Source organism: Microbacterium shaanxiense (assembly GCF_054779995.1).
Map to the genome: position 1 here is coordinate 600,233 of NZ_BAAGXE010000001.1, position 12,989 is coordinate 613,221.

A 12,989-nucleotide genomic window follows, 5' to 3' on the forward strand; every position below is an offset into this window, starting at 1 on the left:
AGCGTCTGATGGATTACGTCATGTTGGGCGTGGGGCTCCTTCTCACAGTGGGAACGGGACTGTTCGTCGCCAGTGAGTTCGCGCTGGTCAACCTCGACCGCGCAGAGCTCGAAGCGAGGCAGGCCAGAGGCGAGACACGGCTGGCCATCACGATCAGCGCTCTCAAGCACACGTCCACCCATCTGTCATCCGCACAGCTCGGCATCACGCTGACGACGCTGCTCACCGGCTACACCATGGAGCCGGCGCTCTCGAACCTGCTGAGTCCCGTGCTGACGAGCTGGGGGCTCTCGGAGGCAGCGGTGCGACCGATCGCCACGATCGTCGCCATGTTCATCGCCACCGTGCTCTCGATGATCCTCGGTGAGCTCGTCCCCAAGAACTTCGCGCTCGCACTGCCGCGGGCGACGGCCAAGCTCGTGGTGCCCTTCCAGGTGGCGTTCACCACGGTGTTCCGGCCGGCCATCGTGCTGCTCAACGGCAGCGCCAACGGCATCCTGCGCTCGATGGGGATCGAGCCGAAGGAGGAGCTCTCCGGTGCCCGCACCGCGGAGGAGCTCTCGTCGCTCGTCCGCCGCTCCGCGAGCGCCGGCGTGCTCGAAGCCGACACCGCGAGCCTGCTCGATCGCACCCTCACCTTCTCGCGGCTCTCCGCAGACGATGTGATGACGCCGCGACCCAGTATGCATGCCATCGCCGCCGGCGACTCCGCTGAAGACGTGATCCAGCTGGCGCGCCGTACCGGCCACAGCCGCTTCCCGGTCTACGACGACGACTTCGACGACATCACCGGGGTGGTGCACCTGAAGGCGGCGGTCTCCGTTCCCCGCGAGCGCCGGGCCGAGGTGCCGGTCGGTGCCCTGGCGACCGAACCGCTCCGCGTCCCCGAGACCGTGCACCTCGACGTGCTCATCTCCGAGCTCCGTGCCAAGGGCTACCAGCTGGCCATCGTCGTCGACGAGTACGGAGGCACCGCGGGCATCGTCACGCTCGAGGATCTCGTGGAGGAGATCGTCGGAGAGGTCTCGGATGAGCACGACCGCAGTCGAGCCGGCGTGGTCCGCGGCCGCGACTCCATCACCTTTCCCGGCGAACTGCGCCCGGACGAACTGCGAAGTCGCACCGGCGTCCTCGTTCCGGAAGGAGACGTGTACGACACCGTGGGCGGCTACATCATGAGCGTGCTCGAGCGTGTTCCCGCGAACGGCGACGAGGTGACGCTCGACTCCGGCGTGCTTCAGGTGATCCGTATGGACGGCCGCCGGGTCGACCGCATCCGGTACACGCCGGTGCCGGTCGACGTCGCGAGTGAGGAGGTGACGCGATGAGCGACTGGATGGGAATCGTCTGGCTCGTGATCCTGCTGATCGCGAACGCCTTCTTCGTCGGTGCCGAGTTCGCCGTCATCTCGGCCCGTCGTTCGCAGATCGAACCGCGGGCCGAACAGGGCTCGCGCGCTGCGAAGACCGCTCTGTACGCGATGGAGCACGCGACCCTGATGCTGGCGACCTCCCAGCTGGGCATCACGATCTGCTCGCTGCTGATCCTGAACGTCTCCGAGCCTGCCATCCACCACCTGCTCGGCATCCCGATGCACGCCCTCGGGTGGTCGGATGCCGTGGTCGATGTCACCGGATTCGTCATCGCGCTGCTGCTCGTCTCCTACCTGCACGTCGTGTTCGGCGAGATGGTGCCGAAGAACCTCGCGTTCTCGGTGCCGGATCGCGCAGTGCTCATCCTCGCCCCGCCGCTGGTGTGGGTGTCGAAGGTCTTCCACCCGGTCATCTGGGTGCTCAATGCCGCCGCCAACGGTGTGCTGCGCCTGTTCCGCGTCGAACCCAAGAACGAGGCGGCGTCGACGTTCACGATTGATGAGGTCGCGACGATCGTCGATCAGTCGCGTCGTGAGGGCGTGCTGACGGACACCTCAGGAACCGTGTCGAAGGCCGTGGAGTTCACCGACAAGAAGGCGCGTGACGTCGCTGTGGCGCTGGGCGACCTGGTGACGCTTCCGGAGACGTCGACGCCGGACGACATCGAGCGGGCGGTCGCGCGTTACGGGTTCTCCCGTTACGTGATCGTGGATCAGGATCACGCTCCGGTGGGATACGTGCATCTGAAGGACATCCTCCGGGCTTCGGAAGGGGCGGACGCCGCGACCACGACGATCGCTCCCATCCCGTCGAAACGCATCCATCACATGGTCCCCGTGCACGAGGACACCGACCTCGAGGACGCCCTGGCGGTCATGCGCCGCGCCGGACGTCATCTGGCGAAGGTGCGCAACGCCGAAGGGGACACCACCGCGGTGCTGTTCCTCGAGGACATCCTGGAGGAGCTCGTCGGAGAGGTGCAGGACGCGACGCGTCGCGTCCACGGGCGCTGACATCGACGATGCATGAGAGGGGCCGGGGCGATGCCCCGGCCCCTCTCATGCTGTCAACCGTTACAGCGGAGTCGCGTCGCGGGTGACCTCGTCGAGCTGAGTGGTTCTGCGCTCGTCCGTATCGTTGAGTCGTCCTTCCGGCCAGTACGTGAGCTGGGCTCTCGCGGAGCCGATGTCGGGGACAGCGGTCGTCGTCGGCTGCGTGTACACGAATGTGACACCGAGCACGTCTCCCGCGGCCAACTCACGCGTGAACGCGAAGAAGGCGAGCCCCGACTGCGGCGGGTCGGAGAAGGGCCGTGCCTCGATGAGACCGGGGACTGCGACGCCGTTCAACGTCGCATCGCCCTGGATGCCGATCGTATCGGTGAGGTGGTCGTCGACGCGCAGCAGCATCCCCTCCCCGACGAGGAGCGGGCTCGGCCCGACTGATGTCAGTGTGGCGGACGTCGGGCGGTAGGCGGTGTACTGCGCTGCGACAGCGATGCTCTCCCAGTTGATGTCCAGCAGGGCACCGAAAGGTTCGGCAGGCATGTACGTCGGCGCACCGAAAGCCTGCAGGTTGTTCGACGCGTCCGAGTCGCCGGATGGGGGGATGACCGTGTAGATCGGGGACACGTAGTCGTCCAGGTGATCATTCGGGTACTGGGCGATCATGTCCAGGTCGAAGAGGATCGTCAGGCCTGTTGTGAAATCGCTTCCCACAGGGATCGAACTGACGAAGGTCCACGTGTAGGTGGCGGCGTCACCGCTGATCGTCGGTGCGGTGGATGCCACCGGCGTCGGGGCGTCGCCCGCGAAAGCGTAGGTCATTCCCGTGACGTCCCAGACGCGACTGTCGACGCGCAGTTGGACGGAGATGGCTTCGGCGGGCGAAGGCTGCGTGCCGCGGTTGCCGATGATGAACCCGAGCGGTGAGCCGACGCTGAAGGACTGGGTGAGGTCAGCGGTGAACAGCGAGAACCCGTCACCCCGGTTCAGCGGCTCAGCGGCGAGGTCGAATCCAACGGTGCTCGCCGATGCAAGCGGCGCGGCCACGGCCGCGGCGATGACCGGGACGCTCCACGCCCCAGCCTTGACCACGGTGCGGCGAGAGAGTCCGTGGGTGCCGACAGACGCCGGATCCATCTGTTCGGTCATAGTTGATCCAGTTTCTGCGTATGAGTTTGTGGTATGCGTGTGCACACTGGAACACATCCTGGCGTACGGCGTTGCCCTGGTCAAAACGTACGCAGCGGCACGCTCAGCGCCAGCGCGCGCGGACGTACTGCGGCGGCCACGCGGTGGTGTCGTCGAGCTCATGCGCGGCCCGCAGACCGAAATGCGGGTCGCGCAGCCATTCCCGGCCCGCGAAGATCGCATCGGCTGCTCCGTCTGCGAGCACTTTGTCCGCCTGCTCCGCCGCCGTGATGAGCCCCACCGCGGAGACGGGGATCCGGCCGCCCTGGCGGACGCCGTCGGCCAGCGGGACCTGATATCCCGGATGCACGTCGATGCGCTGGTGGGCCACGAGTCCACCGCTGGAGACGTCGATGAGGTCGGCGCCGCGTCCGACCGCCCAGTCGCTGACGATCGCGGCCTCGTCCGGAGTGAACCCGCCCTCGGCATGGTCGGTGGCGGAGATGCGCACGAACAGCGGCACGGCGTCGCCCGCGATCTCGCGCACGACGTCCACGACGCGCAGCAGAAGTCTTGCGCGGTTCTCGAGCGAGCCGCCGTACTCATCGGTGCGCAGATTCGACAGCGGTGAGAGGAACTGATGCAGCAGGTAGCCGTGGGCGCCGTGGATCTCGAGCACGTCGAATCCGGCATCCAGCGCACGACGTGCCGCAGCGCGGAAGCCGTCGACGACGCGCTCGATACCGGCATCATCCAGCGCGACCGGGTCGGCGAAGCCCTCGAACGCGACCGCGGACGGTGCCGTCGTCGACCAGCCGCCGTCCTCGACCGCCACGGACCCGCGCTGGTCTGCCCACGGCCACCACGTCGAGGCCTTGCGTCCGGCGTGCGCGAGCTGAATCCCGGCGATCGATCCGCGATCGTGGATGGCCTGCACGATCGGTGCCCAGGCGTCGCGCTGCGTGTCGTTCCATATCCCCGCATCCCGCGGGGAGATACGTCCCTCCGGGACCACGGCGGTCGCCTCGGCGACGACAAGACCGGCGCCACCGGACGCGAACTGGGTCAGATGCGTGTGGTGCCACTCCTGCACGACGCCGTCGACGGCGGAGTACATGCACATGGGAGACACCCAGAGGCGATTCGGGAAGACGATCGAGCGGATGCTGAGCGGGGAGAAGAGATGACTCACTCTTCGACCGTAGTACCGCCGGAGAGGACGCGGCGCGCTAGCGTGGGACGCATGGTCGATGTCCGCGAGTGGTCCCGCGCCGACACCGCGCGCCTGCTGCGCGTGCCCGGTGCCGAGGACGACAAGTACTCTCGCGGTGTGGTCGCCCTGCGCACCGGTTCGGACGCGTATCCGGGCGCCGCTGTGCTCGGAGTGGAGGCGGCGTGGCGCGCCGGTGCGGGATACGTGCGCTTCGTTGGCGGCGATCGTGCCGCTGACGCCGTGATCGCCCGGAGGCCGGAGACCGTCGCCGCGCGGGACGTCGGACGCACCAGAGTGGATGCGTGGGTGATCGGCTCCGGCACGGATGCTGCGGCACGAGAGCCCGAGGAGACTGCCGCCCTGCGGGACATCCTGAGCGGATCGGTCCGCGTGGTCGTCGATGCCGGCGCGCTGGATCTCGCGACGGATGCCACCGCGCCGCTCGTCCTCACACCGCACGCGGGGGAGTTCGCCCGGCTCCGTGAGCTGATGGGAATGCCGTCCGGTCGGAACGGCGACCGATCCGCAGACGTCGTCGAGGCCGCGCAGCGGCTCGGGCAGGTGATTCTCCTCAAGGGAGCGACGACGCTGATCGCCGCACCGGACGGGAGCGTGATCTCGGTCGCCTCGGCTCCGGGATGGCTCGCGACGGCCGGCGCGGGCGACGTTCTCGCCGGTGCGCTCGGCGCGCTTCTGGCTGCGGGCGCCGAGACCGCGGCAGCCGAGATCGTGGCCGCTGCCGCCTGGTTGCACGGACACGCGGCAGCGCTCGCCTCCGGTACGGTGGCGGGCTCTTCCGGGCGCCCCGTCGTGGCACTCGATGTCGCCGCGGCGCTGCCTGCGGCCATCGAGGATCTGCTGTCGTGAGGTCGCGCACAGCACTGCTGTGGATCGCCTTCCTCGCGGTGCACGTGCTCATCGCCTGGCAGGGCTGGGTCTATCCGAGCCAGCCGATGGGCGATGTCGTGCTCGTGTACGAGCCGTGGTCGACCGCAGCCGTGAGCGGCGGTGCGATCGTCGGGATCACCGAGCCGTGGGTGTACCCGCAACTGGCACTGCTGCCGATGCTCCTCGCGAATCTTCTCGCCTGGCCGCTTGTCGGACTCGTCGGCGTATCGGGTGCGTACCTGATCGGATGGGCGATTCTGGTCACTGCGATGGATGCTGTCGCCTTCGGCGTGCTGGTCGGTCGCGGAGGCGCGGCCTCACGTCGTTCGGCCGGATGGTTCTGGTCGGCAGCGCTGCTGCTGCTCGGACCGATCGCGATGTACCGCATCGATGCCGTGACCGTGCCGTTGGCCGTGATCGCGGGGCTCTGGCTGGTCAAGCGACCGCTCGTCGCCACGGCGCTGCTCACGGCAGCCGCGTGGATCAAGATCTGGCCGGGAGCGCTCGTGCTCGCCGCGGTGGTCGCCGCCAGAGGCCGGGTGCGGATGCTGATCGCCGCTGCGGTCGCATGCGCGGCCATCGTGTTCGCGCTGCTGCTTCTGGGCGCCGGCCGTCACCTCCTCGGGTTCCTGACCGAGCAGACGGGGCGCGGCGTGCAGATCGAAGCCGTCGTCGCGACACCGTTCATGTGGATGGCGCATCTCGGCGCAGCATCCGTCGACTACAGCTTCGAGATCCTCACCTTTCAGATCCAGGCGCCTGGTGTGGAGCTGCTCGGCGGTCTGCTCACACCGCTCATGGTGCTGGCCGTGCTGGCCGTGCTCGTGCTCGCCGTCGTCAAAGCGACGCGCGGCGCATCCTTCCCGAGGCTGTTCCCGCCGCTGGCGCTCGCACTGGTGGTGACGCTCATCGTCACCAACAAGGTCGGTTCGCCGCAGTTCCAGACCTGGCTGATCGCCCCCGTGATCCTCTGGATCGTCTTCGACCGCACCCGGTCGGGCATCCCGGCTGGCCTGGCGCTCGTCCTGTGCGCGCTGACATGCCTGATCTATCCGCTGAACTATGACGCGCTGCTGCGCGCCGAGCTGTTCCCCGTGCTGCTGCTCACCGCGCGCAACCTGCTGCTGATCGCGTTGCTCGTCGTCAGCGTGCGCGCCACGCTGCGCGTCCCGACGACCCGCGTCTCCCGCCGTACCTGATCATCCAACGAGAGGAACACCACCATGCTCATCGCCTTCTCCGTCGCCCCCGGCGGCTCAAGGAACACCGACGGCTCAGTGCACGATGCTGTCGCCGCAGCGGTCAAGGTCGTCCGCGAATCAGGGCTGCCGCACCGCACCACGAGCATGTTCACCGAGATCGAGGGCCCGGACTGGGACACGGTCATGGATGTCGTCAAGCGTGCCACCGAGGCGGTGATGCCGTTCGGGTCCCGCGTCTCGCTGGTACTCAAGGCCGACATCCGCCCGGGGTACAGCGGTGAGCTCGACGCGAAGATCGACCGTCTCGAGGCGGCGATCGAGGAGTCCGCCGACCAGTAGCATGGACGGGTGAATCCCTCGAAGAATTCGAGGGGTGCGGCGAAGTGGGCGCTCCTCTCCCTCGCCATCGGCTCATTCGGCATCGGCATGACCGAGTTCGTCATGATGGGCCTGCTGCCGCAGATCGCGCAGGACCTGCTTCCCGCTCTCTGGCAGACCAGTCATGAGGACGCCATCGCGCAGTCCGGCGTGCTGATCTCGCTGTATGCGCTCGGCGTCGTGATCGGTGCGCCCACGATCGCAGGGCTGGTCGCGCGTTTCCCGCGCCATCGCGTGATGATCGGCCTCGCGCTGGCGCTGACCGTGTTCAACGCGCTCACCGTCGTGCTGCCGAGCTTCGGTCTCGTCGGCGCCTCGCGTCTTCTTGCCGGGCTCCCGCACGGCGCGTACTTCGGCATCGGCGCGCTCGTCGCAGCCGACGTGCTGGGTCCCGGAAAGCGGGCCAAGGGCGTCGCGTTCATCCTCACCGGCCTCACCATCGCGAACGTCGTCGGCGTGCCGCTGGGCACCTACCTCGGGCAGCAGTGGGGGTGGCGGAGCGCGTTCATGGTGGTCACGATCGTCTTCGCCCTGGCCACCGTCTGCATCGCGCGGTTCGTGCCGAAGCATCCGGGCGATGCGGCGCGCACCCTGCGGTCGGAATTCGGCGTGTTCCGCGTCGGCCAGGTCTGGCTCACGCTCGGTATCGGCGCGATCGGCTTCGGCGGGTTCTTCGCGGTGTACAGCTATGTCGCGCCGCTCGTCACCGAGGTCGCAGGCTCACCCGAGTGGGCGGTGCCCATCGTGCTCGTGATCGTCGGGCTCGGTATGACCGTGGGCAACCTGCTCGGCGGCTATCTGGCCGACCGCGACCTCCGGCTGACGCTGATGGTCGGAATGGCCGGTCTTGCGATCGTGCTCGGGATGCTGGCGCTGCTGTCGTTCCAGATCGTCCTGCTCGCGCTGCTGGCGTTCGCGGTCGGATTGGTCTCGTCGGTGCTGAGCCCGGCGATCCAGACGAGGTTGATGGACGTCGCCGGGGACAATCAGTCCATCGCGGCGGCGATGAACCACTCGGCGCTCAACATCGGCAACAGTCTCGGTGCGTTCCTCGGCGGGGTGGTGATCGCTCTGGGGTGGGGCTTCACCGCACCCGCATGGGTCGGAGCCGTCCTCGCCCTGACCGGGCTCGCGATCACGACCGTGGCGCTTCGTCTGGAGCGGGCAGTCGTCGCGGTCTGAGAGCGCTGCGCGTCTCCCGCGTATGGTGAGGGGATGGATGCGACGATGCCGATCGGCGGAACAGTCGTGCTGCTGCGCGATCGGCGCGGTGGCGGCGTCGAGACGCTGCTGATCCGTCGTCCCGACCGCGGATCGTTCGCCGGCGGTTGGGTGTTCCCCGGCGGCGTGGTCGACGATGCGGATGCGGCGCTCGCACCGTCCGATGCGGACGAGCAGGCGATCGCCGCGCTCGCCGCGGTGCGCGAGTGCGAGGAGGAGGTGGGCCTGCGCCCCGCCGGCCTCGTAGCGCTCTCCTGCTGGGTGCCTCCGGTGGAGGCGCCCAAGCGGGTGCGCACGTGGTTCTTCCTCGCGTCGGTTCCGAGCGGGGAGCAGACGCTCGCCGCCGATGAGGTGGTCGACGCGCGATGGCTGACGGCGGGCGAGGCGCTCGGCCTGCACGCGGACGGGGAGCTGCGACTCTTCCCGCCGACGTGGGTCACGCTGCACGCCCTCGCGCGGTGGTCGAGCGCCGAGGCCGCGCTGGCAGTCGCGGCATCCGCTCCCGAGCACTATGCGACGCACATCCTGGCCGGTGGCGTGTTCGTGTGGGGCGGTGACTCGGAGCATCCGGAGGGCGGGGACGGACATCACCGGCTGGAGACGGCTGCGCTTCCCTGGAACTACGTGCGTGCCTGAGTTCAGTCGGCGAGCAGGCGCCTCAGGTGCGCACCGACGGCTTCGGTCTCGATGAGGAATCCGTCGTGACCGAAGTCGCTGGTGAGCACGATCGCCTCGGGCCCGTCGAGCGTGTTCGGGATGCTGCGTGCGATGCGGTGCTGCCCGTCGACGGGGAACAACCGGTCGGTGTCGATCCCGAGCACGAGCGTCTTCGCGGTGACGGTGCGAAGAGCCTCTTCGACACCGCCACGGCTGCGACCCACATCGTGCGAGTTCATGGCCTCCACGAGCGTGATGTAGCTGTTCGCGTCGAACCGCCTGGTGAACTTGTTGCCGTGGAAGTCGAGGTACGACTCGACGGCGAACCGTCCACCGTGACCGAGTGGCGACACCTCGGACTGCCATGAGCGCTGGAAGCGCTGGTTGAGCTCGATCGGACTGCGGTAGTTGAGCAGAGCCATGCGACGTGCGAGAGCGAGCCCGCGGTGCGGCCCTTCGCCGTCGTCGAGGTCGTAGTACTCGCCGCCCTGGAAACGGGGGTCGATGCGGATCGCCTCCAGCTGCACGGAGTTCAGCGCGATCTGGTCAGCGGTGTTGACCGGGGGAGAGGAGAGCACGGCGAGGCGTTCGACCCGCTCCGGGTGCGTGACGGCCCACTCCAGAGCGTGCATCCCGCCCATCGACCCGCCGACGACGCCGGCCCAACGCTCGATGCCGACGGCATCCGCAAGGCGCACCTGCGCTGCGACCTGGTCGCGCACGGTGAGGTATGGGAAACGGGAGGCCCACTCGTATCCGTCAGGGGCGACGCTGGCGGGACCGGTGGATCCCTGGCATCCGCCCAGCATGTTCGGTGCGATCACGAACCAGCGATCGGTGTCTATCGCGGCCCCAGGCCCGACGATCTCCTCCCACCAGCCCGCAGTCGGGTGCCCTGCGCCCGCTTCACCGCGGAGGTGGCTGTCGCCGGTCAGCGCATGCAGTACGAGGATGGCGTTGTCGCGCGCGGCGTTGAGTTCGCCCCATGTCTCGTAAGCGATGCGGATGCTGGGCAGCTCCACGCCGCTCTCGGTGCGGAACGGTCCGGAGGCGGCGAACTTGCGGTGCCCGGCGGGGTCGCCGTCGCGCCACGCTCCGGTGGCGGGTGGACGTGCACGCAGCAGCCGGGTGTCCGCCTCCGTCACGCGCGCCGACGGCACGGTGTCCTCGGAGGTGCTCTGCCAGTCCATGCCTCCATTCTCGCGTGGATCGGGCCGCGGGCGGTGCAGGTTACGCCCGCGCGCTCGCCGCCTGCGCCGAAGCCCCCTCTGATCGCCGGCGCCCCCTCGGGTCAGCGCACGCGCGAGGGGGCATGGACGCTGGGAGGGGGCCTGGCTGGTGGGACGAGGGGGCATCAGCCGAGCGGTCGGATGCCGAAGGCGAGCAGGCGAGCCGCAAGCGTCTTGGGGGACCGGACGTGTTCCCATCCCCAGCGCGCTGTGCGCCAGCCGGTCACGCCTCGGATGGCGTCTTCGCGGCGTTTCTCAGCGAGCAGGATCTCATTGAGAGTCCGGCCGTTGCGCAGTCCGGGGTCGAGATACTTTGCCTCTCCGTCGAATTCACCGAACACATTCGAACGCGGAAACCCGAAATCGAGCCAATAGTCTTCGCCGTCGGGCCCAATGACGTGAGTCTGCAACATGAGGTCGCGATACCCCAGTTCCCGCAGGTGCAGACGGCTGACGCTCTCGCCCGGCAACTGCGCACGTCCGTCGGCGAACGCGATCACATCTCGCCCCTTCCGCACGCCGCGAACGCTGATGCTCTCAGCGCGTCGTCCGAGTCGTGCATGCCATTCGGCGCTGGCCTCAGTGTCGTACTCATGGCCACGCACCGCTTCGCGACGCAGCGCGGCATCCGCAGCGCAAAGACCCGTCACCGTCGATGTGGAGCACGCCAGGTCGAGCACTGTCCGATCCAGCGACGTGCATCGGATGCCGTCCACTTCGACGATGTCTGCATCGGTGATTGCGACGTTGTGCCACATGACCTTCGCGCGTGAGCGGCCATGACGTTCGCCCATGATCGCCGTATGCACCTGTGTCGGGACGAAGCGGCAGAGCGGAAGACGATGCACGACAGCAGCGGATGGGCCCCAGAACACAGGGCCGGGCGCATCAGAGTTCTCGCGCACGGCCAGGACCTGAATCAGGTGCCGGCCCTCGGGCCACAGATCCTTCCAGTCCGTGGCGTCGACATATCGTCCGCGGCGGACGCGGTGCAGGTCTCCCGAGGAGACTTTGTGGTGCAGATCACGCTCGGTACATCCTTCGGCGATCAGATCATCGCGGGATCGCAGCATCCGCCGTGCTGCATTCAGATCGATCGTCTTCCGCATCCACGCATTGTGTCCGTATGCGTGGGGAGCCCGTGCGCGGGAATCCCGCGATCGGTGGAGAAATCGAGAGCGCGGGTGAAGGTGCAGAACGACACCGAACTGCCGACGCCCCCTCCAGGCATCCGCGCCCCCTCTGAAACACGAAGTTCAGAGGGGGCGCGGACGACCAGAGGGGGCGTCGGCGAATCGACGCGCGGCGCGGCGGCGCGGCGACCTAGGCGCGGGCGGCCTCCGAGACACGGCGAGCCGCGTCGAGCGCCTGCTCGAGGTCGGCCTTGAGGTCGTCGATGTTCTCGAGGCCCACGGACAGGCGCACCAGGCCCGGCGTGACGCCCGACGTGAGCTGCTGCTCGGGGGTCAGCTGCGAGTGGGTGGTCGATGCCGGGTGGATGACGAGCGAGCGCACGTCGCCGATGTTGGCGAGGTGGCTGAACAGGGAGAGGCTGTTCACGAACTCGCGACCGGCCTCCACCCCGCCCTTCAGCTCGAAGGACAGCACGGCGCCGACGCCCTTGGGCAGGTACTCGTTGGCTTTGGCGTACCAGGGAGACGTGGGCAGGCCCGAGTAGTTGACCGAGGCGATGTCATCGCGACCGTCGAGCCACTCGGCGACCTCCTGGGCGTTCTGCACGTGACGCTCGATGCGCAGCGAGAGGGTCTCGATGCCCTGGATGAGGTTCCAGGCGCTCTGCGGGGCGATCGCCGAGCCGAGGTCGCGCAGCAGCTGCACGCGCGCCTTGATGATGTACGCGAGCGGGTCGCCCACCGCAGTGGTGTAGCTGGCGCCGTGGTACGAGGCGTCCGGCTCGGTGAGCCCGGGGAACTTGTCGACGTTCTTCGACCACTCGAACGTTCCGCCGTCGATGATGGCGCCGCCGATGGTGGTGCCATGGCCGCCGAGGAACTTGGTGACCGAGTGCACGACGATGTCGGCGCCGTGCTCGAACGGACGCAGCAGGTACGGGGTCGCGATCGTGTTGTCGACGATGAGCGGCACGCCGTTCTCGTGGGCGATGTCTGCGACGGTGCGGATGTCGAGCACGTTGATCCGAGGGTTGCCGATCGTCTCGGCGAAGAGGAGCTTCGTGTTCGGGCGGATGGCGCTGCGCCATTCCTCGGCGTCATCCTGGTTCTCGACGAAGGTGACCTCGATGCCGAGCTTGGCCAGCGTGTACTTGAAGAGGTTGTAGGTGCCGCCGTAGATCGAGCTGGACGCGACGAAGTGGTCGCCGGCCTCGGCGATGTTCAACACGGCGAACGTGGATGCCGCCTGGCCGCTGGCCAGGACGAGGGCTCCTGTGCCCCCCTCGAGCGCGGCGAGACGCTGCTCGAGGACGTCCTGCGTCGGGTTCTGGATGCGGGTGTAGATGTTGCCGAACTCGGCCAGGGCGAACAGGTTCGCCGCGTGGTCCGCGCTGTCGAACACGTACGACGTCGTCTGGTAGATCGGCGTGGCGCGTGCCTTCGTGACCGGGTCGGGAGCGGCGCCCGAGTGGATCTGCTTGGTCTCGAAACGCCAGGTCTCAGGTGCGGACATGTGTTCCCCCTGGAACGGATTGAGGTCGGTGCGGCGGATGCCGTTGATGA

The 12,989-nt window shown here is 68.2% G+C and carries 12 protein-coding genes; 7 read left to right on the forward strand and 5 right to left on the reverse strand.

Features of this window, described 5'->3' with window-relative positions; all coding sequences use genetic code 11:
- Nucleotides 1-8 precede the first annotated feature (8 nt).
- Both ACYVG2_RS02740 and ACYVG2_RS02745 read left to right on the forward strand, forming a co-directional pair.
- Nucleotides 9-1,328, forward strand: coding sequence for a hemolysin family protein (locus tag ACYVG2_RS02740; protein ID WP_448964902.1), 1,320 nt, complete (start codon nt 9-11; stop codon nt 1,326-1,328).
- Complete coding sequence (locus tag ACYVG2_RS02745; RefSeq protein WP_460779573.1) at nt 1,325-2,386, forward strand: hemolysin family protein; 1,062 nt, start codon at nt 1,325-1,327, stop codon at nt 2,384-2,386. Before ACYVG2_RS02740 ends, ACYVG2_RS02745 begins: the two co-directional genes overlap by 4 nt.
- Nucleotides 2,387-2,446: 60 nt before the next feature.
- Here ACYVG2_RS02745 and ACYVG2_RS02750 read toward each other — a convergent pair whose 3' ends face one another.
- A complete protein-coding gene (locus ACYVG2_RS02750) occupies nt 2,447-3,526 on the reverse strand; it encodes a hypothetical protein (RefSeq protein WP_460779574.1) in 1,080 nt (359 codons plus the stop codon).
- 103 nt (nt 3,527-3,629) lie between these two features.
- Nucleotides 3,630-4,697, reverse strand: coding sequence for an NADH:flavin oxidoreductase/NADH oxidase (locus tag ACYVG2_RS02755; protein WP_460779575.1), 1,068 nt, complete (start codon nt 4,695-4,697; stop codon nt 3,630-3,632).
- A gap of 51 nt (nt 4,698-4,748) precedes the next feature.
- Between ACYVG2_RS02755 and ACYVG2_RS02760 the strand changes: the two genes are divergently transcribed.
- From ACYVG2_RS02760 to ACYVG2_RS02780, 5 genes are read left to right on the forward strand one after another with little or no spacing between them, the layout of a single operon-like run.
- Nucleotides 4,749-5,585 carry an NAD(P)H-hydrate dehydratase gene (locus ACYVG2_RS02760; RefSeq protein WP_460779576.1) on the forward strand — a complete coding sequence of 279 codons (837 nt, stop codon included), beginning with the start codon at nt 4,749-4,751 and terminating at the stop codon, nt 5,583-5,585.
- Nucleotides 5,582-6,805 carry a hypothetical protein gene (locus ACYVG2_RS02765; protein WP_460779577.1) on the forward strand — a complete coding sequence of 408 codons (1,224 nt, stop codon included), beginning with the start codon at nt 5,582-5,584 and terminating at the stop codon, nt 6,803-6,805. Before ACYVG2_RS02760 ends, ACYVG2_RS02765 begins: the two co-directional genes overlap by 4 nt.
- Nucleotides 6,806-6,829: 24 nt before the next feature.
- Entirely contained in the window at nt 6,830-7,147 is a 318-nt protein-coding gene (locus tag ACYVG2_RS02770) for a thiamine-binding protein (protein ID WP_460779578.1), read from the forward strand.
- 9 nt (nt 7,148-7,156) lie between these two features.
- On the forward strand, nt 7,157-8,368 hold the full coding sequence (locus ACYVG2_RS02775; RefSeq protein WP_460779579.1) for an MFS transporter: 1,212 nt from the start codon (nt 7,157-7,159) through the stop codon (nt 8,366-8,368).
- A gap of 33 nt (nt 8,369-8,401) precedes the next feature.
- Nucleotides 8,402-9,043: an NUDIX hydrolase gene (locus tag ACYVG2_RS02780; RefSeq protein WP_460779580.1), complete on the forward strand. Its 642-nt coding sequence runs from the start codon at nt 8,402-8,404 to the stop codon at nt 9,041-9,043.
- Nucleotides 9,044-9,045: 2 nt separating this feature from the next.
- Here ACYVG2_RS02780 and metX read toward each other — a convergent pair whose 3' ends face one another.
- The 3 genes from metX to ACYVG2_RS02795 form a co-directional block, all read right to left on the reverse strand.
- Nucleotides 9,046-10,254: a homoserine O-acetyltransferase MetX gene (gene metX, locus ACYVG2_RS02785; RefSeq protein ID WP_460779581.1), complete on the reverse strand. Its 1,209-nt coding sequence runs from the start codon at nt 10,252-10,254 to the stop codon at nt 9,046-9,048.
- A 164-nt stretch (nt 10,255-10,418) separates the two neighbouring features.
- A complete protein-coding gene (locus tag ACYVG2_RS02790) occupies nt 10,419-11,402 on the reverse strand; it encodes a hypothetical protein (RefSeq protein WP_460779582.1) in 984 nt (327 codons plus the stop codon).
- Between the two features lie 214 nt (nt 11,403-11,616).
- Nucleotides 11,617-12,939 carry a bifunctional o-acetylhomoserine/o-acetylserine sulfhydrylase gene (locus tag ACYVG2_RS02795; RefSeq protein WP_460779583.1) on the reverse strand — a complete coding sequence of 441 codons (1,323 nt, stop codon included), beginning with the start codon at nt 12,937-12,939 and terminating at the stop codon, nt 11,617-11,619.
- Nucleotides 12,940-12,989: the final 50 nt, after the last annotated feature.

What these genes read in the sequence shown, in the direction of transcription:
- ACYVG2_RS02760 (WP_460779576.1), top strand. Translation starts at nt 4,749, where the DNA reads ATGGTCGATGTCCGCGAGTGGTCCCGCGCCGACACCGCGCGCCTGCTG.
- ACYVG2_RS02750 (WP_460779574.1), bottom strand. Translation starts at nt 3,526, where the DNA reads ATGACCGAACAGATGGATCCGGCGTCTGTCGGCACCCACGGACTCTCT.
- ACYVG2_RS02795 (WP_460779583.1), bottom strand. Translation starts at nt 12,939, where the DNA reads ATGTCCGCACCTGAGACCTGGCGTTTCGAGACCAAGCAGATCCACTCG.
- ACYVG2_RS02780 (WP_460779580.1), top strand. Translation starts at nt 8,402, where the DNA reads ATGGATGCGACGATGCCGATCGGCGGAACAGTCGTGCTGCTGCGCGAT.
- ACYVG2_RS02770 (WP_460779578.1), top strand. Translation starts at nt 6,830, where the DNA reads ATGCTCATCGCCTTCTCCGTCGCCCCCGGCGGCTCAAGGAACACCGAC.
- ACYVG2_RS02740 (WP_448964902.1), top strand. Translation starts at nt 9, where the DNA reads ATGGATTACGTCATGTTGGGCGTGGGGCTCCTTCTCACAGTGGGAACG.
- metX (WP_460779581.1), bottom strand. Translation starts at nt 10,254, where the DNA reads ATGGACTGGCAGAGCACCTCCGAGGACACCGTGCCGTCGGCGCGCGTG.
- ACYVG2_RS02745 (WP_460779573.1), top strand. Translation starts at nt 1,325, where the DNA reads ATGAGCGACTGGATGGGAATCGTCTGGCTCGTGATCCTGCTGATCGCG.
- ACYVG2_RS02790 (WP_460779582.1), bottom strand. Translation starts at nt 11,402, where the DNA reads ATGCGGAAGACGATCGATCTGAATGCAGCACGGCGGATGCTGCGATCC.